The sequence below is a fragment of the Pseudoalteromonas sp. LC2018020214 genome (assembly GCF_016598755.1).
Classification (GTDB): domain Bacteria; phylum Pseudomonadota; class Gammaproteobacteria; order Enterobacterales; family Alteromonadaceae; genus Pseudoalteromonas; species Pseudoalteromonas distincta.
In genome coordinates this window covers 119,589-143,544 of the sequence record NZ_CP066805.1, presented here as the reverse complement: position 1 = coordinate 143,544, position 23,956 = coordinate 119,589, and the positions used below count along the sequence as shown (strand labels likewise).

General features: G+C 39.0%; 23 protein-coding genes. 8 read left to right on the top strand and 15 right to left on the bottom strand.

All coding sequences use genetic code 11. From position 1 onward, the window contains the following. Position 1: 1 nt before the first annotated feature. From JG479_RS17145 to hisG, 9 genes are all read right to left on the bottom strand, one after another. Entirely contained in the window at positions 2–532 is a 531-nt protein-coding gene (locus JG479_RS17145; protein ID WP_200220565.1) for a hypothetical protein, read from the bottom strand. A 108-nt stretch (positions 533–640) separates the two neighbouring features. Beyond that, a complete protein-coding gene (hisIE, locus tag JG479_RS17140; protein ID WP_007376299.1) occupies positions 641–1,255 on the bottom strand; it encodes a bifunctional phosphoribosyl-AMP cyclohydrolase/phosphoribosyl-ATP diphosphatase HisIE in 615 nt (204 codons plus the stop codon). Next, positions 1,246–2,025 carry an imidazole glycerol phosphate synthase subunit HisF gene (hisF, locus tag JG479_RS17135; RefSeq protein WP_002960269.1) on the bottom strand — a complete coding sequence of 260 codons (780 nt, stop codon included), beginning with the start codon at positions 2,023–2,025 and terminating at the stop codon, positions 1,246–1,248. Before hisF ends, hisIE begins: the two co-directional genes overlap by 10 nt. After that, a complete protein-coding gene (locus tag JG479_RS17130; RefSeq protein WP_200220564.1) occupies positions 2,007–2,741 on the bottom strand; it encodes a 1-(5-phosphoribosyl)-5-[(5-phosphoribosylamino)methylideneamino] imidazole-4-carboxamide isomerase in 735 nt (244 codons plus the stop codon). The genes hisF and JG479_RS17130 overlap by 19 nt, the downstream gene beginning before the upstream one ends. Before the next feature lie 33 nt (positions 2,742–2,774). Then, positions 2,775–3,365, bottom strand: coding sequence for an imidazole glycerol phosphate synthase subunit HisH (gene hisH / locus JG479_RS17125; RefSeq protein ID WP_002960265.1), 591 nt, complete (start codon positions 3,363–3,365; stop codon positions 2,775–2,777). Continuing rightward, positions 3,362–4,423: a bifunctional histidinol-phosphatase/imidazoleglycerol-phosphate dehydratase HisB gene (gene hisB / locus JG479_RS17120; RefSeq protein WP_008138596.1), complete on the bottom strand. Its 1,062-nt coding sequence runs from the start codon at positions 4,421–4,423 to the stop codon at positions 3,362–3,364. Before hisB ends, hisH begins: the two co-directional genes overlap by 4 nt. Further along, entirely contained in the window at positions 4,420–5,529 is a 1,110-nt protein-coding gene (gene hisC / locus JG479_RS17115; RefSeq protein ID WP_200220563.1) for a histidinol-phosphate transaminase, read from the bottom strand. Before hisC ends, hisB begins: the two co-directional genes overlap by 4 nt. Further along, the gene (gene hisD / locus JG479_RS17110; protein ID WP_024597350.1) at positions 5,519–6,820 is read right to left on the bottom strand and encodes a histidinol dehydrogenase; all 1,302 of its coding nucleotides are present in this window, start codon (positions 6,818–6,820) and stop codon (positions 5,519–5,521) included. The genes hisC and hisD overlap by 11 nt, the downstream gene beginning before the upstream one ends. 5 nt (positions 6,821–6,825) lie before the next feature. Further along, entirely contained in the window at positions 6,826–7,725 is a 900-nt protein-coding gene (gene hisG, locus JG479_RS17105) for an ATP phosphoribosyltransferase (protein WP_002960257.1), read from the bottom strand. Between the two features lie 419 nt (positions 7,726–8,144). On the opposite strand from hisG, the gene JG479_RS17100 reads away from it, so the two are divergent. Beyond that, complete coding sequence (locus JG479_RS17100) at positions 8,145–8,381, top strand: hypothetical protein (RefSeq protein WP_149603697.1); 237 nt, start codon at positions 8,145–8,147, stop codon at positions 8,379–8,381. A 75-nt stretch (positions 8,382–8,456) separates the two neighbouring features. Here JG479_RS17100 and JG479_RS17095 read toward each other — a convergent pair whose 3' ends face one another. Then, on the bottom strand, positions 8,457–10,313 hold the full coding sequence (locus JG479_RS17095; protein ID WP_200220741.1) for an FTR1 family protein: 1,857 nt from the start codon (positions 10,311–10,313) through the stop codon (positions 8,457–8,459). Positions 10,314–10,596: 283 nt separating this feature from the next. After that, positions 10,597–11,880, bottom strand: a complete 1,284-nt coding sequence (locus JG479_RS17090; RefSeq protein ID WP_007580638.1) for a cation:proton antiporter — start codon at positions 11,878–11,880, stop codon at positions 10,597–10,599. A 332-nt stretch (positions 11,881–12,212) separates the two neighbouring features. On the opposite strand from JG479_RS17090, the gene JG479_RS17085 reads away from it, so the two are divergent. From JG479_RS17085 to JG479_RS17075, 3 genes are all read left to right on the top strand, one after another. Continuing rightward, on the top strand, positions 12,213–14,129 hold the full coding sequence (locus tag JG479_RS17085) for an ATP-dependent DNA helicase (RefSeq protein ID WP_101163490.1): 1,917 nt from the start codon (positions 12,213–12,215) through the stop codon (positions 14,127–14,129). 9 nt (positions 14,130–14,138) lie between these two features. Continuing rightward, positions 14,139–14,840: a tRNA (adenosine(37)-N6)-threonylcarbamoyltransferase complex dimerization subunit type 1 TsaB gene (tsaB, locus tag JG479_RS17080; RefSeq protein ID WP_024591060.1), complete on the top strand. Its 702-nt coding sequence runs from the start codon at positions 14,139–14,141 to the stop codon at positions 14,838–14,840. A 68-nt stretch (positions 14,841–14,908) separates the two neighbouring features. Further along, positions 14,909–15,238: a hypothetical protein gene (locus JG479_RS17075; RefSeq protein WP_007580633.1), complete on the top strand. Its 330-nt coding sequence runs from the start codon at positions 14,909–14,911 to the stop codon at positions 15,236–15,238. A 255-nt stretch (positions 15,239–15,493) separates the two neighbouring features. On the opposite strand, the gene JG479_RS17070 is transcribed toward JG479_RS17075, so the two are convergent. Next, positions 15,494–16,783 (bottom strand): alkaline phosphatase, encoded by a 1,290-nt coding sequence (locus tag JG479_RS17070; protein ID WP_182720319.1) that lies wholly within the window; start codon positions 16,781–16,783, stop codon positions 15,494–15,496. Positions 16,784–17,194: 411 nt separating this feature from the next. Between JG479_RS17070 and JG479_RS17065 the strand changes: the two genes are divergently transcribed. The 3 genes from JG479_RS17065 to rnd all read left to right on the top strand — a co-directional run bounded on the left by JG479_RS17065 (position 17,195) and on the right by rnd (position 20,996). Then, positions 17,195–18,046: an alpha/beta hydrolase gene (locus JG479_RS17065; RefSeq protein ID WP_200220562.1), complete on the top strand. Its 852-nt coding sequence runs from the start codon at positions 17,195–17,197 to the stop codon at positions 18,044–18,046. Positions 18,047–18,161: 115 nt separating this feature from the next. Beyond that, the gene (fadD, locus tag JG479_RS17060; RefSeq protein ID WP_200220561.1) at positions 18,162–19,814 is read left to right on the top strand and encodes a long-chain-fatty-acid--CoA ligase FadD; all 1,653 of its coding nucleotides are present in this window, start codon (positions 18,162–18,164) and stop codon (positions 19,812–19,814) included. 51 nt (positions 19,815–19,865) lie between these two features. Continuing rightward, positions 19,866–20,996 carry a ribonuclease D gene (gene rnd, locus JG479_RS17055; RefSeq protein WP_138490078.1) on the top strand — a complete coding sequence of 377 codons (1,131 nt, stop codon included), beginning with the start codon at positions 19,866–19,868 and terminating at the stop codon, positions 20,994–20,996. Between the two features lie 5 nt (positions 20,997–21,001). Here the strand turns inward: rnd and JG479_RS17050 are convergent, their stop codons facing one another. Beyond that, complete coding sequence (locus JG479_RS17050; protein ID WP_200220560.1) at positions 21,002–21,898, bottom strand: LysR family transcriptional regulator; 897 nt, start codon at positions 21,896–21,898, stop codon at positions 21,002–21,004. 144 nt (positions 21,899–22,042) lie between these two features. On the opposite strand from JG479_RS17050, the gene JG479_RS17045 reads away from it, so the two are divergent. Next, a complete protein-coding gene (locus JG479_RS17045; RefSeq protein ID WP_039487716.1) occupies positions 22,043–22,765 on the top strand; it encodes an outer membrane protein in 723 nt (240 codons plus the stop codon). A gap of 114 nt (positions 22,766–22,879) precedes the next feature. Here JG479_RS17045 and minE read toward each other — a convergent pair whose 3' ends face one another. Together minE and minD are read right to left on the bottom strand one after the other, a co-directional pair. Further along, positions 22,880–23,143 carry a cell division topological specificity factor MinE gene (gene minE / locus JG479_RS17040; protein ID WP_004334706.1) on the bottom strand — a complete coding sequence of 88 codons (264 nt, stop codon included), beginning with the start codon at positions 23,141–23,143 and terminating at the stop codon, positions 22,880–22,882. Position 23,144: 1 nt separating this feature from the next. Next, complete coding sequence (gene minD, locus JG479_RS17035; RefSeq protein ID WP_004334708.1) at positions 23,145–23,954, bottom strand: septum site-determining protein MinD; 810 nt, start codon at positions 23,952–23,954, stop codon at positions 23,145–23,147. Between the last annotated feature and the right edge of the window lie 2 nt (positions 23,955–23,956).

Sequence of the window (23,956 nt, the reverse complement as noted above, 5' to 3'; positions counted from 1 at the left end):
ATTAAAGTCCTAATGGTGGTGCAATTTCAAAGCGAGAAGAAAACCCAATACCTTCTTGATTAGTAGCAAGTGTAATGACAGGGGTTTTAGTATCAAGTACAAAGGTGCTGTAAATTGAACTTGCTGTTTCTTTTTGGCTTTCCAACCAACCTGTTTTGGTTAAGCATTGGCGTAATTGCTTAGCCAGTTTTTGATGAGACTTTATTGTTTGCGTTTGTGTTTTAACAGGTGTTTGGCATTGGTAGCTTGCTTGCTCTGACTTATTTAAAGTAACCGTACAGTTTGCTCCAATTATATGAGTATTAGTACGCCATTGATTAGTAAACTGGTTATTTACTTTATCTGTTTTGATTGAATTAAAACCAGAATCATAACTGCTTATAAGGTTATTTATGGTGCTGCATTCATCGGGTGTTACTGTGGTTTTTACAGACTGATTCTTTGTAGTAGTGGTTGTTGTAGTCTGATTAGTTTTGCTGGTACAGCCTGCTAAAATAAATGCGACAATAGAAGGAATAATATAGTTTTTCATAGTTCACAGTAACCGATTAATTTAGCCACGCACTATATCACACGTGATTTACTGTAAAAATAAAAAGGCCCATATAAATATGAGCCTCTTTGTTAGTCACAACTAATGCTATTTATGGCGACCTTGCAAGCATTTAACTACATCTTCAAGGGCTAAGCCTTGGCGTTGTAGCAATACTGTAAGGTGATAAATTAAATCAGCAGATTCGTTTGTTAGCTCATCGTTATCGTGTTTCATAGCGGCAAGGGCAACTTCAACGCCTTCTTCACCTACTTTTTGACAACTACGGCTTAAGTCTTTTGCAAATAATGACGCTGTGTAGCTTTTTTCAGGGTCGTCGTTTTTACGCGCAACAATCACATCTTCTAACTGTGCTAAAAAGCTTAAACTTGGTTTTGCTTCATCACCAAAACAGCTTTGTGTGCCTAAGTGGCACGTTGGGCCTTCTGGGTTGGCAAGTACTAAAATTGAATCGTAGTCACAATCGGTATGTACAGATACTACGTTTAAGTAGTTTTCTGATGACTCGCCTTTAGTCCATAAACGCGATTTTGAACGCGAGTAAAACGTTACCTTATTGGTATCAAGCGTGACAGCGAGTGCTTCGCTGTTCATAAAGCCTTGCATTAAAATAACACCAGAGCGGGCATCTTGAATAATAGCAGGGATCATGTCACTTTTAGCGAAATCGACCTGAGCTTGGTTTTGTTGTGTTACTTGCATAATCTTGCTGCCACTTGGTTATCGGTTAAAAATTGTTTTAGTTCGCCAATGTTAATCACATTTTTATGAAAAACGCTGGCGGCTAATGCACCATCTACTTTGCTTTGTTTAAATACATCAACAAAATCTTGCATACTACCCGCACCGCCAGAGGCGATTAAAGGAATGTCACACAGCTCGCGAATTTTACTTAGTTGCTCGTTGTCGTAACCGTTACGAACGCCATCTTGGTTCATACAGTTTAATACAATTTCGCCTGCGCCTAAGTCTTGTACGCGTTTAACCCATTCTTGTGTTTTATAACGTGTACGGCTTGATGCATTAGGATCGCCGGTTAATTGATACACTAAATACTCGCCGGTAATTTCATCAAAAAAGCTGTCAATGCCGACTACAACACATTGCTTACCAAACTCATCGTGTAATTCTTTAATAAGTTCAGGACGCGCAATAGCAGGGCTGTTAATACTTATTTTATCAGCACCGCGCTCAAGTACACGCGCTGCATCAGCCACTGATTTAATACCGCCCGCTACACAAAATGGAATATCGATATTACGTGCAATGCTCTCTACCCAATTCACATCGAGTAGGCGTTTTTCAACGCTTGCACTGATTTCGTAAAAAACCAGTTCATCGGCACCAGCTTCGCTATAGGCTTTAGCCATTGTTAAAATATCGCCAACTATTTCATGGCCTTTAAACTTAACGCCTTTAACTACTTGGCCGTCTTTAACGTCTAAACACGGGATTATGCGTTTTGATAACATGCCAGTGCCTCCTCAACGCTAAATGCGCCATCAAGCAATGATTTACCTAAAATAACGCCGCCCACACCCAGCTCTTTAAGCTTTTTAATGTCATCTAGTGAGCTTACGCCACCTGAAGCTTGCACTTTGATTGTGCTGTTATGGCGAGTTAGGTCTTCGTAAAGCTCAAATGATGGGCCCGTCATGGTGCCGTCTTTACTGATGTCCGTACATAAAAAGTCGATAACACCTAAGCCCACGTAAAAATCTACCAGCTCAAGTAAACCAAATTCAGATTCACTTAACCAACCGTGTGTAGCAGGTGCCCAGCCCGTGGCTGTTTTATTTACATCAAGGGCAATTACAAAGTGCTCTGCGCCAAATTGTTCAATCCAGGCTTTTACTTGTTCGCGTTGTTCTACTGCCATTGAACCAATAACAACTTGGTTTGCGCCGGCTTTTAGCCAATCACTTACATCTTGCTCTGAGCGAATACCGCCGCCCACTTGGTAAGGTACGTTAAGTGCTTTGGTTGCAGCTTGAATATGTTTCCACTGTTTTTTACTTGGATCGCGTGCACCTTCTAAATCAACAAGGTGTAGTTTACCTGCGCCACTGTCGGCGTATTCTTTTAAACGCGCGCCAAGTTCGAAAGGGTAAAACTGTGCTGTGTCGTATTTACCTTGGTACAAGCGCACAATTTGATTTTGTAATACGTCTAATGCTGGAATAATCACAAATAATCTCTTTTTTGTTAGTTAATGGGCAGCTTATAACTGCCAATCAACAAAATTTTGTAATAAACGTGCGCCAACTTTTGCGCTGCGCTCTGGGTGAAATTGCATGCCTGCATAATTGTCTTTAGCAACAATGGCTGAAAAGGTTTGACCGTACTCGCCGCTCACTAATGTGGCGTCGTTTACGGTGTGCGCAAAGCTGTGAACAAAATACACTTGCTCATCAAGCGTTAGCCCTTTAGTTAATGCATGCTCTTTGTTAACGCTTAAGTTATTCCAACCCATATGCGGCGACGTTAAATTGCCTACATCAAGCGCTTTTACTTGCCCTGGTATTTTACCTAGGCACTGTACGTTACCTTCTTCGGTGCTTTCGCACAGTAACTGCATACCTAAACAAATACCCATAAGCGGGCGCTGGTATTCATTTATAGCTTGTTGCCAGCCGTTATCTACTAGGCGTTTCATAGCAACCGACGCGTGACCTACACCTGGCAATATAGCGCGCTCAAAACCCGCTAATTGCTCTGGTGAAGTAATAACTGTTGGCGTTTGGCCTAAGCGTTCAAACGCAAAGCGTACTGAATTTATATTGGCACAACCGGTATTAATTATGGCAATCATAAACATCCCTTAGAGCTGGCTGTTTGTTGGGTCGTGTCTTGTGCAACTGCCATACGAAGAGCACGTGAAAACGCTTTAAATAAGCCTTCTACTTGGTGATGACAGTTACCGTCGCTTACCGATAAAATAAGGCTAATAGCGGCGTTATCACTCAAGCTTTTGAAAAAGTGCTCAACCATTTGCACGTCTAAGTCGCCTGCTTTTTCGCGGCTAAAGTTAGCGTTTAATACAAATGATGCACGGCCCGATAAATCAATTTGTGCTTCGGCTTTACACTCGTCCATAGGAAGCGCAAAACCATAGCGTGCAATTTGCGATTTAGTGCCAAGCGCTTGTTTAAGTGCAACACCAAGAGCAATACCAATGTCTTCAACAAGGTGGTGCTCATCTATGTGTAAATCGCCTTTGGCTTTAATGTTTAAACCAATGTTTGCGTGCGTGCGAATTTGATCAAGCATGTGATCAAAAAAGCCAAGTCCGGTGTCTATGCTGCCATTTTTAGTTTGATCTAAGTTTATGGCTACATCAATTTGGGTTTCTTTAGTGTTGCGTGTAACACGACCTTCGCGGTTTGCGGTAGTCAATTTTGTCACTATCGCACTCCAATCGCCGTCGTATAAAATACCTTCACAACATAAGTTTTGAGCAAGGCCAATATCGGTCTGGCGATCGCCAATAACAAAAGAGCGCGCTAAGTCTACTTTGCCAGAGCGCATAAGCTCGGTAAGTAAGCCCGTTTTAGGTTTACGGCAATCACAGTTTTGCTCATCAAAGTGTGGGCAAATTAATACTTCGTCAAAGCTAATGCCTTGGCTTTGCATTATGTCCATCATTTTGTCTTGTGCAATATCAAAATCAGCAGTAGGAAAGCTATCTGTGCCTAAACCATCTTGGTTAGACACCATTACTAAACGGTAACCTGCGGCTTGTAATTGTAATAACGCAGGAATAACACCAGGTAAAAATGCTAGCTTTTCAAGGCTATCTACCTGTTTGTCGGTAATTGGCTCTTCAATAATAGTGCCGTCGCGGTCTATAAATAAATAGGGGTTACTCATGATACTTCGTTTCCTGCTAAAGATGCTGCGGTAGCCGGCGTTTGTAAGCCATCTAACCAAATTTTTACTTGTTCAAGTTCTTGTTCACTGCCAATTGAAATTCGTAGCCAGTCGTCTTCACCGTATAGTGTAAAAGCGCGCATAACTAAACCTTGCTCAAGTGCAATTTTAAAGTAGTTTTTATCGGCTAATTTTAAAGTAACAAAGTTACCTTCACCAGTGAGAATTTTTAATGCAGCAGGGGAGGCGTTTAGCCAATCTACCAACTTAGCTTTTAAGCTATTTAAAATAGTCACTTGGCGGCGCATTGATGTAATTGCATCGGGTGCAATTGCTTGCGCTGCAATACTTGCTACAACACCTGATACCGGATACGGCGCAATGACTTTACGAATTGGCGCTAGTACGCTCACTTGTGCAAGCGTAAAGCCCGTTCTGAGCCCCGCTAGCGCAAAGGCTTTAGAAAGCGTGCGCAGAACCACTACATTACTAAACTCATTAATAAGTTTTGTGGCACTTTGCTCTGGGCAAAACTCTATATAGGCTTCGTCAACAATAACCAGTGCTTTACCCATAAGTGCTGTTGCAATCGCTTTTACTTTATCAAGTGGTGTTAGGCTGCCCGTTGGATTATTTGGGTTACAAATAAATACCAGTTTTGAGCTGCCAACAGCTGCAACTATTTCGTCAGCACTGCCACTTAATAATAATTCTTGGGTAAGCGCGTTAATACCAACGTTGTGTGTATCGGCGGTAACTTTGTACATACCGTAGGTTGGTAAAAATAGCGCAATACTATCTTTTGCTGGCTCACAGTATGTGCGCACTAAAAGCTCAATGCCTTCATCTGCGCCGCGCGTCATTAATACATTTTCGCTTTCAAGTTCTGTATAAGCGGCGTAACGGTCAATAACCAGTTGCGGTTGTGGGTCGGGGTAGCGATTTAAATCCTCAATACTCAGTTCAAGATTTTTAGCATACGGGCTTTCGTTAGCATTTAGCCACGTAGTACCGGTTAGCTTTTCACTTTTTGCAGAGCTGTATGCAGCAAGGGCTGCAATATTCTTAGGTAATAAGCTAGACGCTTGTGCGCTCTCATTGCTCATTTTTAATTGCCTCTAAACGAATTGAAACCGCATTAGCGTGGGCATCAAGGCCTTCTGCATCTGCAAGTGGTAAAATTGCTTTTGAAAGCTGCGTTAAACCACTTTTAGTAATTGTTTGCACTGTGTATGTACGGAAAAAATCAAGCAAGTTTAAACTCGAGTAAGTTGCACTGTAACCATATGTTGGTAACACGTGGTTAGTACCCGATGCGTAATCGCCTGCAGATTCTGGTGTGTAGTCACCTACAAATACTGAGCCTGCATTTTTAACTTTATCTAGGTAAGGTGTTGCATCGCCTAGTTGTAAAATTAAGTGCTCTGGGCCGTATTGCGCCGATACGTCAAATGCTTGCTCAACTGAATCAACCAAAATAAGTGAAGAATTAGCGAGCGCTTGCTCGGCTGTTTCTTTACGGCTCAAATTAGCTAACTGGCGTGTAAGTGCCTGCTGAGTTTGTTCTATAATACTTTCGCTGTTACATAATAAAATAACTTGCGAGTCTGCGCCGTGCTCTGCTTGTGAGAGTAAATCGGCGGCTATAAATTCTGGGTTTGCACGTTCATCTGCAATAACTAATACTTCAGAAGGACCTGCTGGCATGTCAATTGCCATACCTGGGATAGTTTGCGCAACGAGCTGTTTAGCCATTGTTACGAAGCTATTACCTGGGCCAAAAATTTTGTTTACTTTAGGAACCGATTCGGTGCCATAAGCCATTGCTGCAATTGCGCCTGCGCCACCACTTTCTATCAAAGTAGTAATGCCACATAACTTAGCTGCATATAAAATAGCAGGGTTAATTGCTTTATCACCTTGTACCGGCGTAGCTAGTACAACGGTTTTAGCGCCGCTTAACTGTGCTAATACACCTTGCATAATAACCGACGATGGCAGTGGTGCACTGCCACCGGGTACATAAATACCGACTGCTTCGATGGCTTGATATTTCAGTTCACATACAACGCCTGGTTGGGTTGATAATTTAATATCTTTTGGCAACTGCGCTTCGTGAAAACGTTTAACATTTGCATAAGCGGTGTCAATTGCGTATTTAAGCTCAGCACTTAGTGCTTGCTCAGATGCGTTAATTTCATCTAGCGGTACGCGCAAACGTGGGTTAGCTCTATTATCAAACTCTTTGGCCATGCTAAGTAAGGCCTCATCGCCTTGCTCTTTTACATTAGCTAAAATAGTTTTGCATATTGCTTCAACCTTTGCGCTTACAGAAACTGCAGGGCGCATTAGCGCCGCTGCTTGTACTTGTGAAGATTCCTCATTCCAACGAAGCATGGTACTTACTCCATCATTTTTTCAATTGGCATAACTAAAATAGAGTTAGCGCCTAGGGCTTTTAACTGCTCCATTGTTTCCCAAAATAATGTTTCGCTGCTTACCATGTGCAGTGCTACGTATTCTTCATTACCCGCAAGGGCAAGTAGAGTCGGTTGACCAGAACCAGGTAAAATTTCACAAATTTCATCAAGTTTGTTTTTTGGTGCGTGTAGCATGATGTATTTGCTTTCTTTAGCTTGTCTAACACCACGTAGGCGCGGCATAAGCTTATTGATTAGTGCTAGTTTGTCAGCGTCTTGCAGATCTTTATTTTGAATTAAACATGCGTTTGATTCTAAAATTGTATCACCTTGAATTAAGCCGTTAGCTTCAAGTGTTGCGCCAGTAGATACTAAATCACAAATTGCATCAGATAAACCTGCACGTGGTGCTACTTCAACAGAGCCTGTAAGCATTACTGTACTTGCGTTGATGCCTTCGCGCTTTAACCACTGAGTTAAAATTTCTGGGTAGGTAGTTGCAATACGTTTGCCTTCAAACCAACTCTTATCGCGAGCGCCTAGCTCTTGTGGCCATGCAAGTGCAAGACGACAGTAACCAAAATCTAGTTTTGAAAGTTTGTTTACTTCGCTTGGAACACCTTGGCGTTCACGTTCTGCTTGAACTTCTACTAGTACGTTTTCGCCAACAATACCTAAATCACATACACCGTCCATTACTAAACCAGGAATATCGTCATCGCGCACACGTAGTACGTCAATTGGCATATTAGTTGAGTGTGCAATTAAGCGTTGTTCACGAAGGTTAAGTTTAACACCTAACTGTTTTAACAGATCTTGACAATCTTTAGATAGGCGGCCGCCTTTTTGGATGGCGATACGTAGACGATTTGTGTTACTCATTATTCATTTTCCTTTAATTTAAAAACTAAAAACCCCGAGGGGAACCTCAGGGCGAAAATGAATCAATGTTTTTTGAATCGCCAGAGGTTCCTTTTAGGAATAACCTCTCAGCGAAAGACCTGACAGGTTATTCCGGTGAATGGTGGTGATGATGTACTGTTGTCAGGTTTAAGCGCATTTTTTATCCTATTTAACTGCTCGTTGTTATAGTAACGTTCAGTTGTTATCTGTTTAAATAAATTTCGCATTCATAAAAACATAAACAGCCATATTATGGCAAGTTTTTTTTAGCTTAATTAAAGCATATCTTATAACTGTCGATAATATTAAGAAGGAAAGTGCAATTTTTGCATATATTTGTTTGTTTATTAGCCAAACCAAGCGTTTAGATAATTTAACAGTAAACTAAGGAAGTGTGTATGGATATCATGATTCCTTATTTAGGAAGAATAACCAGACTAGAAGTTGAGTCAAAAAGTGCTTTTCATATTGCGGGTGTGCAAAGTGGATCGGCCGCTGAAAAAGTTGAGCTAGAGAATAAAAAAAGGCGTGAGCTACAAAAAAAGAAAAAGCTCAATATGCTTGATGATCAAAATAGTAAAAAAAAGTCTAACGTAGACGATGATGAAAACTCCCATTTAGATACATGGGCATAGGTTACAGTTACTGTATATTGCTAGAATTATAAAAGGGAAGCCTATAAATAGACTTCCCTTTTTCTGTTGAACTAATTAGTTCTGACTTTTACTTTTAAATATATAAAAGCTAAATATAGCGAACACACATATTTGAGCCACAATACCTTGCCATGTTGATTTTATACCAAGCCATGCAATATCAAAGCTCATTGGTAGCGGCGCAATACCTATTATATCGGCCTCTTGTAATGCAATAACAGCTTTGCCCATAAGCACAAACGAGAGTGCAAATAATAGGTAAGTGGTAATTGCAAAAAACTTAGCAACCGGTAATTTAATTGAGTACTTAATTAATACCCACGTAATAATAGCCAGTATTGCTACAGCTATCGCAAAACCCGAAGCAATAGATGAATATTGGGCAGGCGAGCTTTGCGTTAATAAAGACTGATAAAACAATACGGTTTCGAATACTTCACGGTATACGGCAATAAAAGAAAGCCCTGCTAAACCCCATAATGTACCCGACTCAAGGCGCTTATCTATATTGTCTTTTATATATTTTTGCCATTGTTGCGCACTGGTTTTACTGTGCATCCATACGCCAACATACAGTAAAATAACAGCGGCAAACAATGCACCAGCACCTTCCATAACTTCGCGACTTGCACCACTTATTTCTATTAATGTTTGCGCCGCAGCCCACGTTAAACCACCTGCAAGAAGTGCGGTTACCCAACCAACATGTACATATTTAAGCGCGTCTTGGCGTTTAGTTTTAATAAGTACGGTCATAAGGGCAATAATAACGAGGAGTGCTTCTAGGCCTTCGCGTAGTAATATAACTAAACTCGCTGAGAGGAGTGCACCATCAGTTAGTTTGGTTTCGTTTAGCATGCTATCTGCTTTAGCGAGTTGAGCTAGCGTTGCACTTACTTTTTCGTCAACGATGGCTGCATCTTTCTCGTTTTTAAATGTTTGGCGCAGGTTCATCAGTTGTACTTCGATGTTTTTACGCAGTGTTTCGTCGTAGGCATTTAAGTTGTTTTCAACAAGCTCAAAGCCATCTAGGTAAGCGCTAATTGCTAAATCACTTGCTTGTGAGTAATTGCCTTTAGCATGCGCGGCTTGTGCTGCAAGTAACTGCGTGCGAGTAACCGTTATCGGATTCTTTTTACCGGTAAATAGTTGCTCTGGATTACCACGAAGCCATTTAACGTAATGAGCTTGTGCTTCACTTTGACCTGCCGATAATTGTGCAGGGTTTAAGTTTACAATCTGCGAAGCGGTAATGTTTTGCTCTAGATTTTGTGGTTTTTGAACATCTTTAAATGCCAAGCTACCTACATAAAAAGCTAAAGACCAACGTTGTTGTTCATTAAATTGAGTAAAAGCAACCATTGGCGTGTCGTTAATACCGTTACTTACAGCGTCAAATAAACCCATTAATGAGCGGTTAGTTGCGCGTTCTTCATCGGTAAAGTTGGTAGGCTCTGGCGATAAGTTTTTTGCAAGCGGGCCGTCGCCTTGACCACTTGGGCCGTGACACATTGAACAGTTAGCAGCAAAAAGCGCTTTAGTTTGCTCAACAGGAAGTAGTGATGTAGGTAACGATAGTTGCGGCATAAAGGTCAGTAGCGACTCACGAAGCGCTGAGCTTGCTGCACGTACATCGGCAACACTCGCTTTATTGGCAATCGCTGTATGCAGGGCTTTAGCTTGTGCTTTTACTGTATCAAACTCATTTGTTTGGCTTGATAGCTGTCCAGCTTGCTCAATAATAACGTGCGAAAATTCAGTCATTTCTTGATATTCGTCAGGATCAAGTATTTCACCATTCCCAACAGCTGCCACGTAATCAACACCTACATACTCTGCAAGCTGTGCAATTTGTTTTATTTTTGTTTGCTCATTAGGCGAGGCTGAAACACTAAAGCTTGCCATGACCATTATAAAAAGCATAAAAAAACATTGAAATTGTCGTTTGCTCAGAGACACCAAATTTAAAAACATGTGAGAATTATTTATGGACATTGAAAAGCCCTGTAGAGGAAAAGTCAAAATTATAATTGTTTTCATTTGCATTTCAAGCGGATTAATTTAAACAAAGCAGATAAATAAAAAGGATAACAATTTATAGAACTTTAAAGTGTTTTTGTAACACGTGAGTAACAGTAACCAAGTGATTTATATAATAACTTGGTTACTGAGTTGATTGCTCACAAAGCATTTATTACTTGGCTTGCTCAGCTGACTTAATGCTACTTTGAATAAGCGGCGAAATAGTTAAGCCTTGTACAATAATAGAAAATATAACCACTACGTAAGTAACAATAACGATTAGGTTATGTAGGTCTGAACCGCCTACAAAAACTTGCTCGCGTGGGATTGCTGCCGCCATTGCCAGAGCAAGACCACCACGTAGTCCACCCCAGGTCAAAATTTTAACACTGTGTTTATCGTAAGTTCTAAAGCGTTTAAAAATTACAAATGGTGCGCCTACACTTATAAAGCGTGCTAGCAGTACAACAGGTACCATTAATAAGCCTAAACCAATTTCTCCAAGCGTGATTGGCATAGTGACTATTAGCATACCTATTATTAAAAACAGTAGAGCATTTAGAAAGCTGTCGGTTGCATGCCAAAAATCTTTTACGTAGCGCGTGTCTTCGGGGCCCGTGCGCTCGGTTGCTTTAGTGCGGGTAATATTACCCATTAATATGCCACTGGTTACCATGGCAAGTGCGCCAGATATTTCCCAAATATTTGCTGCAGCAAAACCTGCTGTTGGGATAGTTAAGGTAATTAATAGGCGAATATTTACATCGCGGCTATTAATAATTAAAAAGTGGCCAACTAATGCAATGACTAAACCAAACGCAATGCCTCCTATTGCATCAACAAAGAATAGCTCTGCTATGTCACCAAATTGTGCATCGGTGCCATAAAAAGCAACAGAAAATATAGTGGTAAATATAACTAAACCAATACCATCGTTAAATAGCGACTCACCTTCTACTTGAACAGAGATGCCTTCTGGCGCTCGCATTTGTTTAATAATAGCAAGTACAGCGATAGGGTCGGTTGGGCTAATAAGCGCACCAAACAGTAAACAATAAATAAAAGGGACATCAAAACCAAAAACTGAAAATAAATAAAAGCTTAAATAACCCACTATAAATGTGGAAGCAATGGTTGAAAACAATACCAGGGCAGTAATTTCCCACCGCTGCTTACGCAGGGCAAGTAGGTTTATTTCGAGCGCACCCGCATAAAGTAAAAACCCCAACATGCCTTTAAGTAGTAACTCGTTAAAGTCAATACTGGAAACAATTTGGGTCATTGCTAATGCGTTCTGATCGCCTAATAATTTTACTGCAATAATCAGTAATAAAGAAATAACCACAGAGCCAGTAGTAATGGCAATGGTAGTTTGCATTTTGAGGATGTACTGGTTTGCAAAGGCTATAAAAATTGCAATTGCAGAGAGAAAACAAATGAGGTACCAAGCATTCATTGATTAACCTTAACTATTTTTTAAACGACACACAAAAAGGAGGATTATAAACCCGCGTATGTTACTCCTGTAATATTTGAGAGTCACAGTATTTATGCCTAAATATAGCTTTTAATGAGGATTGTTTTTAGTAAGAGTTAATAGGAAATTAGGCTTTGTAAATATTGTCATTATTAAATTAAATGTACGTTATAAATACAGTGTTTGTTGTAAACTTTAGTGGTTAATCACATTATTGAAACGTGTGTTGCATCATAAAATAAAAGTCGATTTTGTAATTACTTGCCCTAAATGCTTTGCTTACGTAAAATCCCGCTATTATTTATTTTAAAGTGATTGGTATTATCAAACAGCTGTTTAGTGCAACCGGGCCTTTGGCGTCATCGTTAGATGGATATACGCCTCGCCAACCACAAATTGATATGGCAGTAGCTGTTGCAGATGCATTAAAAAACAGTTCGCAATTAGTTGTTGAAGCAGGCACGGGCACTGGTAAAACATTTGCATATTTAGCCCCTGCACTTAAATCAAAAGGCCGAACGATAATATCGACTGGTTCTAAAGCCTTACAAGAACAGTTATACCACCGCGATTTACCTCAATTAGTGAAAGCGCTTGGTGCTTCTAAAAAAACCGCCTTATTAAAAGGGCGTGCCAATTACTTATGTACCTACCGACTTAATCAGCATGTTGCGCATGTGCCTACTGATGACTCCGACGTAATGCACCAACTAGCGATGGTGGCTAAGTTTGCCAGTGAAACGCAGTCAGGCGATTTAGCCGATTGTATTGGTATAGAAGATGACGCGAAAGTACTGCCTTATGTAAATTCAACAGCCGATAATTGCTTAGGTAAAGAGTGTCCAGATTTTCAAAGCTGTTATATACGCAAAGCACGTTTAACTGCGGCCGATGCCGATGTAGTTGTGATTAATCACCATTTATTTTTTGCCGACATGGCTGTAAAAGAAAGTGGCTTTGCTGAGCTTATGCCAAAAGCCGATGCGTATATATTTGATGAAGCCCACCAGTTAAGCGAAATTGCCAGTGATTATTTTGGTGAGAGTATTAGTACTAAAAAGCTGGTGGATTTAATTAATGATTTACGTGCTATTTATAGAGCCGAAATTCCCGATATGCTGCAGCTAGGTAAAAGCTTAAATAAGCTTGAAACAAGCGTTGCTGATTTACGATTACAGTTTGGTGTTGATGGCAGTAGAGGCGATTGGCGAGAAAAGCTAAGTGATAAACAAATATGCGCGGCACTTCATCGTGTGATCAGTGATTTAGATTTTGTTTATCAAGTACTTAAACTTTGCCTAGATAGAAGCGACAAAATTGAGCACCCGTTTGAGCGTGCACTTGCGTTTAAAGGGCAGTTAGAGCGGGTTTTTGATACAGCCCAAACCGGTTTTAGTTACTGGTATGAAACAACGCGCCGTTATTTAACTATTAATATAACGCCATTAAATGTATCAGCTAAATTTGCTCAAATGATGCAAGACACGGGCGCAGGCTTTGTATTCACATCAGCAACACTTTCGGTCGACAACAAACTAGAGCACTTTAATGCAAGCCTTGGTTTAAAACCAAAGCAAAGCATGATGGTAGATAGCCCATTTGATTACCCTAATCAGGCGCTGCTGTGTTTACCGCGTTACTTACCTGAATCGCATGCTGATAATATGCCGCATGCGATTGTAAAATTAACACTTGAGCTTATAAAGTCAGCGCAAGGGCGTTGTTTTGTGTTATTTACTAGCTATCGAATGATGCACTTAGTGGCCGAAGGGCTCACCACACAAATAGACTACCCAGTTTATATGCAGGGGCAAATGTCTAAGCGTATTATTTTAGAGAAATTTACCCGCCATGGTAATGCTGTATTACTGGGCACGGCTTCATTTTGGGAAGGCGTTGATGTACGCGGCAGTACACTAAGCTGTGTTATTATAGACAAATTGCCATTTGCAGCCCCTGACGATCCATTGCTTCAAGCTAAAATGCAAGATTGCCAAATGCAGGGAAAAGACCCTTTTTCACACATACAATTACCGCAGGCTGTTATTGCGCTAAAACAAGGTGTAGGGCGTTTAATTCGAGATAGTAAAGACAAAGGCGTACTTGTAATATGCGATAATCGCTTAGTTACACGCCAATATGGCCAAGTATTTTTAAAAAGCTTACCGCCGATGCGCCGCACGCGAAGCTTAGAAGATGCCAATACATTTTTAAAACAAATTAATTAGAGTAATAAAATGATCAAAAGTAATATTCTTGCCCTTGATGCTTCAACTGAAGCACTTTCAATTGTTTTACATTTTCAGGGCCAAACATTTCATCATTTTGAAGAATGTCCGCAGCAACATAGCCAAAAAATACTTCCACTTGTGGATGAGCTATTAACTAAAGCAAACTGTAAATTAAAAGACTTAGATGTCATTGGTTTTGGGCAAGGCCCGGGCAGTTTTACTGGTGTGCGTATTAGTGTAGCAATAGCACAAGGTTTAGCGTATTCAACTAACTTGCCGCTTGTAGGTGTGTCTACTTTGGCTATTATGGCGCAACAAGCATTTGAACAAAACGGTAGTCTTAGTGTTTATCCAAGCATAGATGCACGCATGGGTGAGATATACTTTGCACATTACCAAGCGCAAAATAATCTAATGCTTTTAGTTAACCAAGAATGCGTTATAAAACCTGATTTACTAAACAATGATTATATAGCGACCAGTGAGCCATCTGTAGCGGTAGGCACGGGCTTTAAAACCTATCCTGATGCGCTTAATGACTTTGAAAACGTGACAATTAATACTGATATTACATTGCCTGATGCGCGTTATATGTTAGCGCATGTTGAAGCCGCATTTTTAGCGGGTGACGTTGTAAAAGCGAGTGACGCTCAACCTAAATATGTGCGCGATACGGTAACGTGGAAAAAGCTACCAGGACGTGAGTAATCATATTATTTGCAAATTGGTTGTTTTTAAATCATAATTTTATGCGATATTAAGGTTGGAGACGCGTAATGACGCTGCCTATTGGTTCAGGTTTTTTTACCGGAGATATTCCGGGTAGGGTTAGCCCTACTAAAGTTGTTACTAATAAACCACAGAGTTTATTAGACCAGCCGGCTGCTCAAAAAACGAATACCGATTATGTAAAAAGCAGTGTCGAGGGCGTCGAACTGGCTAATCAACTGTTTAAAAGCAGTGCTAAAAGCAATGAATACAGCCAAACAATTTACGACCAACCGACAGCTCAAGTAAGCAAAGCGATTTCTACTTATACTGAATTTGCAAATTTAGAACGCAGAGCCGAAGTACAAAATTTAATAGGCGTTGATATATACGCTTAAAGCTCATTCAAACGTTTAGATAAATACAGTGATAAAATTTAATAAAAAGCCCGAACATGTGTTCGGGCTTTTTGTGTTAAAAACGAGGTGAATTATACCAATTCGCTTAATTAAGTGATCTATTTTGAGGGAAGAAAATCGTGTCGATAACAAGGCAAAAATTTCGTTATTTAGTTGTTCTATATCAGAAATTTTTAACGTAGTTAACGTCAGATTTAACCCCTCAAATTGATTAAGTATTATTGCGGATTGGTATTACTGTTCAATAAAGCCAATTAGCTTATCGGCAATATCAGTATTATTTTGTGAGCCAATAAATTGCTCACTGCCTTTGCCATAGGCAAATACTTGAACGTCTACAGCGGTGTGTCCGCCGGTTGTCCAGCCAGTAAAGCTCGCATCACTAATAATACTTTTAACAGCTAAATTAAGCGCTTTTTCACCCATTTTTTTAGCTTGCTCAAGTTTTATTTGGTTTTCAGTTGTAAATTCAATATTGGTGTTAGCAGTCCATACTGGTTTTAAATCATCAGAATCTAGTAAAAGTTGAGTTAGTTTACCAGCAGTTGCTTTAACACCTTTTACTACATCAGTTTCCCATTTGTATTGACCATGTGCGCCAAGGGTTAAACCTCCTGTAGAGTGATCTGCAGTAATGACTAAAATAGTATCTTTGTTTTTATCTACATAGGCTTTTGCTTTTTCGATTGATTTAGCAAAATCATCCATCTCAGCCATTGCACAGGCTATATCGTTAGAGTGACCACACCAATCAATTTGGCTGCCCTCAATCATCACAAAAAAGCCTTCTTTGTTTTGATTATCTAATAAACCAAGTGCTTTAGACGTTAACTGAGTAAGACGAGTTGGGTTTTCATCTAATGCAAAAGGTAAGCCTTTAGATGCGTATAAACCAATTGCAGGTATTTGTGTAATTTGCCCTAGGTTTTTAATGTCGTCGCCATATTGATAACCAGCGGCTTTAAATTCATCAACTAAATTACGGTCATCACGAATAAAGTATTTAGTACCGCCACCAAGCATTAAATCAACCGGTAATTTACCCGCAATTTTGTTGTCGATGTAATCATTGGCAATGTCATTATAATTATTACGTGATTCATTATGCGCCGCAAAACTTGCTGGGGTTGCGTGGTTAATTTGTGAAGTTGCTACAAGCGCTGTTGTCATACCGCGCTCTTTTGCTATTTCCAGCATGGTTTTAACTGATTTTTTGTCTGTATCTACTGCAATTGCGCCATTGTAACTTTTATGACCGCTACTGAGTGCTGTAGCACCTGCTGCGCTGTCTGTCACATAAGTATGGTCATCAGGGTAGGTACGAGCCATACCCTTTAAAATAGTGTCAAAAACCGTGCCTTCTACTTCTTTTGTTGCAGGGTCATCTTTAAAATAGCGATAAGCCGTGGTGTAAGCCGGACCCATGCCGTCACCAATCATATAAATTACATTTTTAGGTGCTGATTCTGCGTAAGCACCAGAAGCGGTGCATAAAAGCGCTAATAAGCTGATCTGTTTTTTCATGGTTGTGTACCTTATGAGTGTACCTTATTTAATAGCCGCTGATATTGTATACAGATAGTATGATAAATAAATGAATATCTAAGATATTTATAATTTGGGGTTATATAAATAGAATTGTAGTTAACGCTGTTAGTTCTATTTATTTAAATTATACTGGTTATAGCTTAACTACATATAATGTTATCATCTTTTAATTGTTTAAAAGGTATACAAAGCAAACATATTTAAAAAGATCAGCTTATTTTTTTTGTAATTAAACTTATGATATTGTTTAAATTTTATTTTATATTTTTTGCTTTCTTTAGATCATCAAGATAATTAAATAGCGAATTTGGCACTATTTTCTCGGTTAGTGGTCTGACAACTTGTATGCTATAAATAATGATGCTCTAAATTAATAAAGGACTTACCGTGCAGCCATTTAATATTGAAACCAATAATTTAAATATTCATGGCTTAAAAGTAGGTTCAGGGAACGAAATAGTAATAGCGTTGCATGGGTGGTTAGACAACTGCCATAGCTTTATGCCAATGTTAAACAACGTTAACCCAAAACACACTTGGTACTGCATTGACTTTGTTGGGCACGGTTTATCGTCTTGGCGAAGTGATGATGCACACTATTATTTTGTTGATTATATTGACGATGTGTACCAACTTATAAATGCGCTTGGTGTTAAAAAAGTACATTTAGTAGGTCATTCAATGGGGGCTATGGTTGCAGGACTTTTTGCAAGCTGCTTTAGCGATTATGTAAAGTCTGTTACCTTTATTGAGGGAATTGGTTGTGTTACAACCCCGAGTGAAGGTGTGTGTGAACAGTTAAAAAGTGCGGTACTAAATAGAGCACGTTTAAAAAATAAAAAGTCGAGAATTTATAAATCGAAAGAACTTATTTATGAAGCACGCGCTCAAACAACCGATTTAAATAGCGAGCTTATTACGCTATTAATGCAGCGAAATATAAAACAGGTTCGAGATGGTTTTGTGCTAACAACAGATCCAAAGCTCAAAAATCACTCAGGTTTTAGGTTTGATGAGGCGCAATGTATTGGTGCAATAAAAGATTTAATTGCACCATGTCAATTAATTTTAGGTAACGAAGGTTATTCGTTTGTAAAACAAAATTTGGCAAAGTATATTAGTTATTACAATAGCTTGAAGGTCATTAATGTAGATGGTGGGCATCATTGCCACATGCAAAGCAGTGAACTATGTTTTGAGCATATTCAAGACTTTATGCTGCAAAATGGTGCATGTTAATTGTAAGTTTGTGTTAAATGTGGGATTATTCCTGCATTAGAGTATTTGCTCAATTGTTAAAGCGCCTTACTTAGATTAAGGTTAATAAAAATATAATTATAAACAGGGGCTAAGAGTGGAAAAAATCTGGCTTAAGCGCTACCCAAAGGGTATGCCTGAAACAATCGATCCTGAGCATTACAACTCGTTACTCGAAGTGTTCGAAAAAAGTTTTAGTGACTACACCGATTTACCTGCATTTACGAATATGGGTAAAACGATGTCTTACGATGAAATAGACACAGCAACAAAAAAAGTTGCTTCCTATATTCAAAATGATTTGGGTCTTAAAAAAGGCGATAAAGTCGCCGTAATGATGCCTAACTTACTACAAACACCAGTCACAATTTTAGGTGTTTTGCGTGCAGGTTGTGTGGTTGTAAATGTTAACCCACTTTACACGGTACGTGAATTAGAGCATCAGCTAAAAGACTCTGACACTACGGCTATTTTCATCCTAGCAAACTTTGCTGACACACTTGAAAAGTCACTTGCTCATACTGATGTTAAGCATATTGTGGTCACGCAAGTAGGCGATATGGTTGGCGGGCTTAAAAAGCATGTAGTTAACTTTGTTGTGAAGCACATTAAAAAAATGGTGCCAAAGTTCAACTTGCCTAACACAATTAAATTTTCAGACGTTTTAGCTGCAGATGAAGCTAAATACACGCGCCCTGAAATGAGCTTGTCTGATCTTGCATTTTTACAGTACACCGGTGGCACAACAGGTGTATCTAAAGGGGCAATGCTGAGCCATGGCAACATGGTTGGTAACCTTGAACAAGTTTCAGGTTGTTTAGACAAAGTGTTAAACCGTGGTGAAGAAGTGGTTGTGACTGCTTTACCGCTTTATCATATATTTGCCTTAACAGCTAACTGCCTAACATTTATGAAGTACGGTGGTTTAAATATATTAATTACAAACCCACGAGATATGCCTGGGTTTGTTAAAGAGCTGGGTCAACACAATTTCACAGCTATTACCGGTGTTAATACATTATTTAATGGTTTATTAAACACACCAGGTTTTGCTGAACTTGATTTTAGTCATTTAAAAATGTCTTTAGGCGGCGGTATGGCCGTTCAACGTCCTGTTGCTGAAAAATGGCAAAAAGTGACTGGCTCAAAATTAATGGAAGGTTATGGCCTTACAGAATGTTCTCCTTTAGTTACTATTAGTCCTTTTGATTTGAAAGCATACAATGGCTCTATCGGTTTACCTGCGCCTAACACTGATATTAAATTAGTTTTAGATAACGGCGAAGAAGCTGCTAAAGGTGAACCTGGCGAGCTTTGTGTTAAAGGCCCGCAAGTAATGGTGGGCTATTACAAGCGACCAGATGCAACAGCTGAATGTTTAAAAGATGGCTGGTTTGCAACAGGTGATATTGCAACTTATGACGATGAAGGTTTCTTCTTTATTGTAGATCGCAAAAAAGACATGATCATTGTATCTGGCTTTAATGTTTTCCCTAATGAGATAGAAGAGGTAGTGGCTATGCACGAAGGTGTGCTTGAAGTTGCTGCTATTGGTATTCCTCACGATGTAAGTGGTGAACAAGTTAAAGTTTTTGTTGTTAAAAAAGACCCTTCTTTAACTGAAAAAGATATAATAAGTCACTGTCGTGATAATTTAACTAATTACAAGGTCCCAAAACTGGTAGAGTTTAGGGATGAGTTACCTAAAACTAACGTAGGTAAAATACTCCGAAGAGCCTTGAAAGATTAGCAACCTATAAAAAAGCCGACATATGTCGGCTTTTTTATTGTAGGAGATTAAGTGCAATACCAATTGATCGAAACCCAAAATCAACTGAACACTTTTGTTGAACAAATAAAAAATAAGCCTATTTTAGCTATTGATACTGAGTTTATGCGTCGTCGCACTTTGTATCCAGAAGTTGCACTTATCCAAGTTTTTGATGGTGAGCATTTAGCGCTTATCGATCCGTTAGCTGAGCTCTCATTATTCGATTTTTGGGAAATATTAAAAGATCCTAGTGTTTTAAAAGTACTACATTCTCCTTCAGAAGATATTGAGGTTTTTCAAAAATACGCAGGCTTTGTTCCATCCCCACTTTTTGATACTCAATTTGCGTTGCAGTTACTTGGGGAAGGTAACTGTATGGGCTTTGCCCTTATGGTAAAAGAGTTGCAAGGTATTGAAATAGATAAAAGTGAGTCACGGACTAACTGGCTGCAACGTCCGTTAACTAAAAAACAATTAGATTATGCTGCTGCAGATACTTTTTATTTATTGCCATGTTTTGAGCTGATTATAGAACGTATTAATGCCGCTGGGTTCTTTGATATTGTAATAAACGAGAGTGAGCTGATAGCTAAAAAACGTGCATTTCAAACACCAGACGAACTTTTATATAAAGATATTAAAAATGCATGGCAACTCAAACCGCACGAACTCGCGGTTTTAAAAGAACTTGCTGTATGGCGCAGAAACAAAGCCATTAAGAAAAATTTAGCGCTAAATTTTGTGTTAAAAGAACATAACATGACTGAAATTGCCAAACGTGGTCCTTCAAGTTTAAATGCTCTACGTCAAATTCCAGGAGTTGAAGCTATTGAAGTTAATCGCTCTGGTGTAGATATAATCAAGTGTATTGAAGTTGCCAAAGCAATACCAGATGCTGAGCATCCTGATGTACTTAAGCGCTTAATTGATTTTCCTACCTATAAAAAAGTAGCCAAAGATATTAAACAAAAGATCACTAAAGTCGCTAAAGAGCACAATATACCAGAAGACGTTATGGCCTCTAAAAAGCAAATTAATCAATTGATTAGTTGGAATTGGAAGTTAACTAATGAGCAAAAACAAAGCCATATTAAGCCTGATTTATTAAGCTCTTGGCGCTATACCTACGTTAAAGACGCTTTAAAAGAGTGGGATAACTAAACCCTTTAAAAGGTGTCAGATGACAATCCTCGTTCAGCTAAAAACCTAACTAACATTAAAGTTAGGTTTTCTCTTCGCGAGTTATTTGGCCAAACTGCATAATACCCAAGAGGTTTTAAAGTCCAATTAGGTAATACATGCACGAGTTTACCGGTTGCAATATGCTCCAGTGCCAGATGCTCGGGCAAAATAGCAAGGCCAAGGTTTTTTGTAGCAAAATAGCTCATTGCCCAGGCGCTGTTAACGTTAATACGTGAGTTCTCTATAATGCTAACAGTTTCGTTTGTCGCGGAAGTAAACTCAATTGTATTTGACCGCATGCTAAAATGTATCCAGTCCCAATTTTTCAAGTCATGAGGGTGAACAGGTGTTTTATATCTATTTATAAACTCTTTTCCAGCAACTAATAACCTACTACTTTCGCTAATTTTTCTTGCAACCATAGAGCTATCTTCTAGCCAACCTACACGGATGCTCAAATCCAACCCTTCATCCATGATATTCATAATATGATCTGAATAAATTAAGTTCAGGGTTATTTTAGGAAATTTCTTCGCAAACTCTGCAATGGCAGAAGACATATGAGAAGAAGCCAAAAAAGCTGGAAGAGATACTTTTAAAGTCCCCTTAGGCTCTGCTGCCAATGAACTTATATCGTTAAGGCCAGCTTCTGCACTTTTAGATATCTGACAAACATGTTTATAAAATGTGTTGCCCTCTTTTGTGAGTGAAAGCTTTCGGGTCGTTCTATGAAGTAGAGTTACTCCTAAAAAACTTTCTAGATCAGAAATAGTCTGGCTTACACGAGAGGGAGCAAGTCCTAATTCTTTCGCCGTTAATCTAAAAGATCCTAAATCAACAACTTTTGTAAAAACGGCCATATGGCGTAAATGATTTATCATTGTTCTGTTTATTTAAACTGTTAAGTATGTTTATTGTATATATTCATCATAATAACTAAAAGTTATATTACTTCCGAATTAATCAACACTCAATTTGCCATTAACAAAGTCGTAATTGGCAGTATTAATACTTCAGGAACTACAATGAAAAAAATTAACAAAAGCATCTTTTTAGCACTTGCAATTACCTCTGTAACTCCTTTATTAGCACAGGCTGAAGGTTTTTATGGTACGGCACAACTTGGTTACAGCACACAGGCAAATGATTCAAAGGCAATCGGTAATAATATAGCAGTAGATGAAGACTTTCCTTCAGAGTTTGATGCAGGAAACGGGAGTGTTGCAATTATTGGTTTAGGTTATAAATTTAATCAACAATTTAGATTAGAGGCTCGCATTGGTTACCACGATAGTGATTTTAATGAATCAAAAATAGGATCTGGCGCTCGAGATGGTGAGCAGTACTCATTAAATGGCGACTTACAAAGCACGACTTATACGATAGAAGGCTTTTATGACTTTACTAATACAACAGCATTCACTCCTTATATAAAATTAGGCTTAGGGTTAGCTGATAATAGTTATTCCGCTAAACTTGGTGGCGCTGGTATTGCAGGTTTCGATGCTTTTGATGGTGCAGTAGATGGTTATTATGATAATTACGCAGATGATAACTCTACAGATTTTACATGGAACGTGGGTGCTGGTGTTAACTATGAAATTAACAAAACAGTATCTGTTTATACTGAATACCAATATATTGAGTTTGGTGACGTTAAAACAGGGCAAGATGATTTTACCGATGGTTTTAAAATAGATAGTGCAGCAAGTCATGAGTTTATGCTGGGTGTGAAAGTAAAACTATAATTTATAAAAATTATTTTTATAAACAAGCTTACTTATACTTTATAAACAGCTGCTTTGGTTAAAAGAAGAGATTTGGAAAATAAAGAGGGCGCTTATAAAGCGCCCTTTCTTCAATTACTTCTTTTCTTCATCAGGTAGTGTAACGTTTAGCTCAAGTACGGCTAAATCGTCTTCGTTTTGATCAAACTGAACCTGAACTGCATCGGTACTTACGTTCACGTATTTACGGATCACATCTAAAATATCTTGTTTTAATTGTGGTAAGTAATCCGGCGTTCCTCGTTGAGAACGCTCGTGCGCGACAATGATCTGCAATCGCTCTTTTGCTAGTGACGCACTGTTTTTCTTTTCTGAGCGGAAGTAGTCAAGTAAAGACACGTTAACCTCCAAAAATCCGTTTAAATAAGCCTTTTTTCTCAACGTCTAAGAAGCGAAAATCGACGGTTTCACCTAGTAAGCGGTTAATTGCATCAGAATAAGCTTGGCCTGCATCAGATTCTGTATCCAATATAACAGGTTGGCCTGAGTTTGAAGCACTTAATACCGCTTGCGATTCAGGAATAACCCCTAATAATGGGATTGACAGAATATCTTGCACATCTTCTACCGATAGCATTTCACCTTTTTCAACACGACCAGGGTTATAGCGTGTTAATAGTAAGTGTTCTTTAATATTTTCTAGGCCTTCTTCAGCACGTTTTGATTTGCTGTGTAAAATACCTAAAATACGATCTGAATCTCGAACTGACGACACTTCTGGGTTTGTTGTAACAATTGCTTCATCAGCAAAGTACATTGCCATCATAGCGCCAGCTTCGATACCTGCTGGTGAATCACATACTATGTAATCAAAGTCTTCTTTTAGTTCATTTAGTACGCGTTCAACACCTTCACGTGTTAAAGCATCTTTATCACGTGTTTGTGAAGCAGGTAGTAAAAATAATTTATCTACACGTTTATCTTTAATAAGCGCTTGGTTAAGGTTTGCCTCACCATTAATTACATTTACAAAGTCATAAACAACGCGGCGTTCACAACCCATAATTAAATCTAAGTTACGTAAACCAATATCAAAGTCGATAATAACTGTTTTATAGCCTTTTAACGCTAAGCCTGTGCCAATTGCAGCACTTGATGTTGTTTTACCAACACCGCCTTTACCTGAGGTAACGACAATTACTTTTGCCATGA

Excerpts from the sequence above, each read along its gene's own strand:
- JG479_RS17095 (WP_200220741.1), bottom strand. The coding sequence starts at position 10,313 with ATGGTCATGGCAAGCTTTAGTGTTTCAGCCTCGCCTAATGAGCAAACA.
- JG479_RS17045 (WP_039487716.1), top strand. The coding sequence starts at position 22,043 with ATGAAAAAAATTAACAAAAGCATCTTTTTAGCACTTGCAATTACCTCT.
- hisF (WP_002960269.1), bottom strand. The coding sequence starts at position 2,025 with ATGTTATCAAAACGCATAATCCCGTGTTTAGACGTTAAAGACGGCCAA.
- hisIE (WP_007376299.1), bottom strand. The coding sequence starts at position 1,255 with ATGCAAGTAACACAACAAAACCAAGCTCAGGTCGATTTCGCTAAAAGT.
- hisB (WP_008138596.1), bottom strand. The coding sequence starts at position 4,423 with ATGAGTAACCCCTATTTATTTATAGACCGCGACGGCACTATTATTGAA.
- JG479_RS17070 (WP_182720319.1), bottom strand. The coding sequence starts at position 16,783 with ATGAAAAAACAGATCAGCTTATTAGCGCTTTTATGCACCGCTTCTGGT.
- hisD (WP_024597350.1), bottom strand. The coding sequence starts at position 6,820 with ATGCTTCGTTGGAATGAGGAATCTTCACAAGTACAAGCAGCGGCGCTA.
- tsaB (WP_024591060.1), top strand. The coding sequence starts at position 14,139 with ATGATCAAAAGTAATATTCTTGCCCTTGATGCTTCAACTGAAGCACTT.
- minD (WP_004334708.1), bottom strand. The coding sequence starts at position 23,954 with ATGGCAAAAGTAATTGTCGTTACCTCAGGTAAAGGCGGTGTTGGTAAA.
- hisG (WP_002960257.1), bottom strand. The coding sequence starts at position 7,725 with ATGAGTAACACAAATCGTCTACGTATCGCCATCCAAAAAGGCGGCCGC.
- hisH (WP_002960265.1), bottom strand. The coding sequence starts at position 3,365 with ATGATTGCCATAATTAATACCGGTTGTGCCAATATAAATTCAGTACGC.
- JG479_RS17075 (WP_007580633.1), top strand. The coding sequence starts at position 14,909 with ATGACGCTGCCTATTGGTTCAGGTTTTTTTACCGGAGATATTCCGGGT.
- JG479_RS17050 (WP_200220560.1), bottom strand. The coding sequence starts at position 21,898 with ATGATAAATCATTTACGCCATATGGCCGTTTTTACAAAAGTTGTTGAT.
- JG479_RS17100 (WP_149603697.1), top strand. The coding sequence starts at position 8,145 with ATGGATATCATGATTCCTTATTTAGGAAGAATAACCAGACTAGAAGTT.
- JG479_RS17145 (WP_200220565.1), bottom strand. The coding sequence starts at position 532 with ATGAAAAACTATATTATTCCTTCTATTGTCGCATTTATTTTAGCAGGC.
- hisC (WP_200220563.1), bottom strand. The coding sequence starts at position 5,529 with ATGAGCAATGAGAGCGCACAAGCGTCTAGCTTATTACCTAAGAATATT.
- JG479_RS17090 (WP_007580638.1), bottom strand. The coding sequence starts at position 11,880 with ATGAATGCTTGGTACCTCATTTGTTTTCTCTCTGCAATTGCAATTTTT.